At 42.8% G+C, this 3,376-nt stretch carries 5 protein-coding genes; 1 reads left to right on the forward strand and 4 read right to left on the reverse strand.

Annotated elements, in window-relative coordinates:
* Positions 1-21: 21 nt before the first annotated feature.
* The 4 genes from K6C05_RS08495 to nagB all read right to left on the reverse strand — a co-directional run bounded on the left by K6C05_RS08495 (position 22) and on the right by nagB (position 2,508).
* Positions 22-606, reverse strand: a complete 585-nt coding sequence (locus K6C05_RS08495) for a PH domain-containing protein (protein WP_296733631.1) — start codon at positions 604-606, stop codon at positions 22-24.
* A gap of 40 nt (positions 607-646) precedes the next feature.
* Positions 647-1,156: a type 1 glutamine amidotransferase domain-containing protein gene (locus tag K6C05_RS08500; protein WP_296733634.1), complete on the reverse strand. Its 510-nt coding sequence runs from the start codon at positions 1,154-1,156 to the stop codon at positions 647-649.
* Between the two features lie 12 nt (positions 1,157-1,168).
* Positions 1,169-1,573 carry a thioesterase family protein gene (locus K6C05_RS08505; RefSeq protein WP_296733640.1) on the reverse strand — a complete coding sequence of 135 codons (405 nt, stop codon included), beginning with the start codon at positions 1,571-1,573 and terminating at the stop codon, positions 1,169-1,171.
* 158 nt (positions 1,574-1,731) lie between these two features.
* Positions 1,732-2,508, reverse strand: coding sequence for a glucosamine-6-phosphate deaminase (nagB, locus tag K6C05_RS08510; RefSeq protein WP_296733636.1), 777 nt, complete (start codon positions 2,506-2,508; stop codon positions 1,732-1,734).
* Between the two features lie 278 nt (positions 2,509-2,786).
* Between nagB and K6C05_RS08515 the strand changes: the two genes are divergently transcribed.
* A partial coding sequence (locus tag K6C05_RS08515) for a hypothetical protein (protein WP_296733638.1) occupies positions 2,787-3,376 on the forward strand: 590 nt, incomplete at its 3' end.

A 3,376-nucleotide genomic window follows, 5' to 3' on the forward strand; every position in this document is an offset into this window, starting at 1 on the left:
ATCAAATTGTCTGTAATGCATTCAATTAACTGGTGTACCACACTTTATACAGAACTTATGACCCTCTGATACTGGTGCACCACAGTTTTTACATACATGGGGAGCCTGTACATTTGATGCTGCTGCAGGAGCAGGATTTTGATTAGCTGCAGGCTGTGCCCCTGTATTAAGTACATTTCCCTGACTCATTACAGCACCGGATATGTCCGGCTGCATATTTTCAGGAACACCAACCACTTTGGACATTAAGGTTCCTAAAGCCTTTACATCAACCTGGCCACGAACAAATTCCAGTTCCACCAGCCCTATCCCTGAGCTCCATAACTTCAGTTCTGCATCAAGATCAAAACCACCTGCCGACTCAACAGCATACGCTGTCATCTTGCTATAAGGCAAAACCAGCACCTCAACCTTTGAGCCGGTAAGCCCCTGTACATTAACTGCAATTATTTTTTTATTGGTAAACACAGCAACATCACGAAAGGCCTTGAACTCCATCAATACGGTCTCTTCCGGAAGCAATACATGTTCATACATGCTCAAATTGCTTCTTGGCTCCGTCATTCCCAAAGTATCCAATCTTCTTGCTGCTACAGTTGATGACATATTGTTATTCCCTCCCTGGCAAAATTAAACCTATACAAAATTATTTATCACGAAGTTTTTCTGCTAAAGCCTTCATGTACACAGGAATATCAGGCGGTCTTCTGGCCGAAACGATATTGCGGTCTATCACACATGGTTCATCAACCCATATGGCTCCGGCATTGGCAAGATCATCCTTGATACCGGGGGTACTGGTAACTCTTCTGCCCTGTAATATTCCGGCGGATGCCAACACCCAGCCGGCATGACAAATCTGGCCTATCAGCTTTTCGGCTTTATCCATATCAGATACCAGCTGCAGTACCTTGGAAAATCTCCTCAATTTATCAGGTGCCCATCCTCCTGGAACCAAAATGCCTGCATAATCATCTGCATTCACATCATTAAATGACATCTCTACCTCACAGGGAACACCATATTTACCGTGATACAGGCCTGGAACCTCCGCAACCAGATCAACTTGAACTCCTTCTTCCCTCAATCTCATCACCGGGCACCACAATTCCAGATCCTCAAAGTCATTACTGACCAACTGCAATACTTTCTTCATAGCGTTCCTCCTTTATTTAAGCTTACCAGATGCCTTGCCCATAAACTTTTCACGTAAAACAGCAAACCGTTCATGAACGCCACAGCCTATCTCATCCTTGTCATCAAAGGCATGTACTTCAAAAGTAATTTTCCGGCCATCCACCTCAGTAACCACGGCTTCTGCCCGTACAGTCATTCCCACAGGGGTTGCTGCCTTATGCTGTATATTCAGTGAAATCCCTACTGTAGTCCAGCCCTCTGTCAGCAAAGGCTCCAAGGCCTCAGTGGCCGCCTTCTCCATAAGGCAGGTCATAGCAGGGGTGGCATAAACCTCCATGCTGCCACTTCCCATATGGTGAGCAGTATTTTCAGGTATAACCTTCTCCGTGACTGCATTTTTTAAACCACACCTAATCTCTCCATTAGAAAAATCCAACAAGAAACACCTCCATTTATATGTCTTATAACACCATTGTTCAAATTAGCATTTTACCCAAGGGCACCAGCTTTGCGTTGCACGAGCCGGGAGATATGCTTACCAACTATTATCGTTTGATTCCTCCACAAAAAGAGGAAGGTGACACCTTTAGCTCGTTACAATTTCATTGAAACAGGAAGAGCCTTCCGCCTTGATATAATATCTTCCGGCAACAGTTCTGCTGCTTCCTTATCCAAAATGACCACTACATCTCTATGCAGCTGCAAAATTGAAGCTGGTGCCTCCGGCGTAACATCCCCGCAAAGAGCTTTGTATACTGCCTTTGCCTTGTTTCTACCATTGGCCAGCAATATAACATGCTCGGCCATCATTATTGTCTTGATTCCCATACTTATGGCATAGCGTGGCACTTCGTCCACATTGTTAAAAAACCTGGAATTTGCCAATATGGTTTCTTCATCTAATTCAACCTTGTGGGTCGTGGCCGCAAATTTTACATCAGGTTCATTGAAACCAATATGGGCGTTTTGCCCAATGCCCAACACCTGCAGATCTATGCCACCTTTAGCTGCAATAAGCTGTTCATATCGTTCGCCCTCAGCTATCACATCCTCAGCCATTCCATTGGGAATATGAACATTTTCCGGATTAATATTGATATGCTTAAAAAATTTTTTCTGCATAAAATAATGATAGCTTTGGGGATTCTCCGGCCCCATACCAATATATTCATCAAGGTTGAAGGTTGTTACCTCTGAAAAATCCAGGCCCACTGTCCTATGAACTGCAATGAGATGTTCATACATGACAATGGGGGTACTTCCTGTAGCCAGCCCCAAAACACTGTTAGGCTTTAAGTAAATCTGCCCGGCAACAATATTTGCTGCCTCCAAGCCCATCTGTTCATATGAATCAGTAATTATAACCCGCATACCAGTACCTCCTCCCTGTGACCTCCCGCCAGATGTCAAAGCTCTGTATTTTTATTGTACGGATACTTGTCCATTTTGTTTTCATTATACAATATAAAAATTATAGAATATAGCGATTATTAATAAAGAAAATAAACCTTATCAGATAACATCTCCTACACCAGCCGGATTACACAGAACTTGCTCATTAACGGAATTTTTAAAGGTAATTTCTTTTAACTGATAATTTTGATAGAATTTGAGTAGATATATTTTTAAAAGTCAAAGGAGTTGAACTTATGAAGAAAAACTTAGCCGTATCATTCATTTTAATCGTGTGTATGCTGTGCGCTGCATGCTCACTGGGTCGCGACAAGGCAGATGTAGGAATGAAAAACCTGACCCAGGCCCTTCTTACCCTGGACAAGAATGTTTTGAGCCAATATGGTGAAACCACTGATCCTGAAAAGGATTTCATGGACACATTTGTTCCGACCTTCCAGAAGGCAACAAATAACGCCCTGACTCCAGAACAGGCAAAACAAATTGGCAAAACAATGATAGCACGACTTGCTCAGGTTGAAGTAAAGTCTGTTTCCATTGTATCCGAAAAGGATAATTCCGCTGAAGTAAAAATCACTATAGATACCCTTGATGGCGGAGCACTGGAAAAGGAACCATCCGCTGAAGAAAATAAAAAGATACAGGGTGCGGCTGCATCTGAAAAAGCCATGCAGGGTGTACTTACAGACCTCTTCATTGACCGTATGAACAATGCCAAAAAGATTGGCACCTCTACCATGACGGTAAAATGCAAATATAATGAGGATAAGGATGTCTGGGAGCCTCTAGACATGGAAAAATTCATTGATGACCTTTATTCCAATGC

This window comes from Anaerovibrio sp., from assembly GCF_024697385.1.
In the GTDB taxonomy this organism is placed as follows: Bacteria; Bacillota; Negativicutes; order Selenomonadales; family Selenomonadaceae; genus Anaerovibrio.

Coding starts and splice junctions, on each gene's coding strand:
- K6C05_RS08495 (WP_296733631.1), bottom strand. CDS start 606: ATGTCATCAACTGTAGCAGCAAGAAGATTGGATACTTTGGGAATGACG.
- K6C05_RS08500 (WP_296733634.1), bottom strand. CDS start 1,156: ATGAAGAAAGTATTGCAGTTGGTCAGTAATGACTTTGAGGATCTGGAA.
- nagB (WP_296733636.1), bottom strand. CDS start 2,508: ATGCGGGTTATAATTACTGATTCATATGAACAGATGGGCTTGGAGGCA.